The sequence below is a fragment of the Gemella sp. 27098_8_155 genome (assembly GCF_041433725.1).
In the GTDB taxonomy this organism is placed as follows: Bacteria; Bacillota; Bacilli; order Staphylococcales; family Gemellaceae; genus Gemella; species Gemella haemolysans_D.
Map to the genome: position 1 here is coordinate 1 of NZ_JAPWCA010000043.1, position 708 is coordinate 708.

Consider the following 708-nt stretch of genomic DNA (forward strand, 5'->3'; position numbering starts at 1 on the left):
GATTATAATCCACAACCAAAACCACAAACAGTGGATAACGGTACAGTACCAAACGCAGAAGCCAGTGTAGACAAAACAGGTTTACCAAGCGGAACGACAATCATATGGAAGACAACTCCAGATGTAAGTACACCAGGAAGTCATCCAACAGTAGCGTTAGTGACATATCCAGATGGAACAGTAGATGAAGTGACAGTCCCAATTACGGTTAAGAAACAAAGTGACACATTCACACCAACTGCGAAACAGCCAGGACAAACCGCAAAACATGGAAGTGACCCAAGCGCAGAAGGAAGTATCAACACAGAAGGCTTACCTAAAGGAACAACGTACACATGGGTAGAAAAACCAGATACAAGTACAACACCAGGAAACAAACCAGGAAAAGTATTAATCACATACCCAGATAATAGTACGGAAGAAGTGACAGTAACGGTCGAAGTAACGCCACAAAAAGACGATTATAATCCACAACCAGAACCGCAAACAGTGGATAACGGTACAGTACCAAACGCAGAAGACAGTGTGGACAAAACAGGATTACCAGAAGGTACAACTGTAACATGGAAAACAAATCCAGATGTAAGTACACCAGGAAGTCATCCAACAGTAGCGTTAGTGACATATCCAGATGGAACAGTAGACGAAGTTGAAGTACCAATCACGGTTAAGAAACAAAGTGACACATTCACACCAACTGCGAAACAA

At 42.4% G+C, this 708-nt stretch carries 1 protein-coding gene; it reads left to right on the forward strand.

Going from position 1 to position 708, the window contains the following annotated elements:
- A partial coding sequence (locus O5Y44_RS08755) for a Rib/alpha-like domain-containing protein (protein ID WP_371466007.1) occupies window positions 1-708 on the forward strand: 708 nt, incomplete at both ends.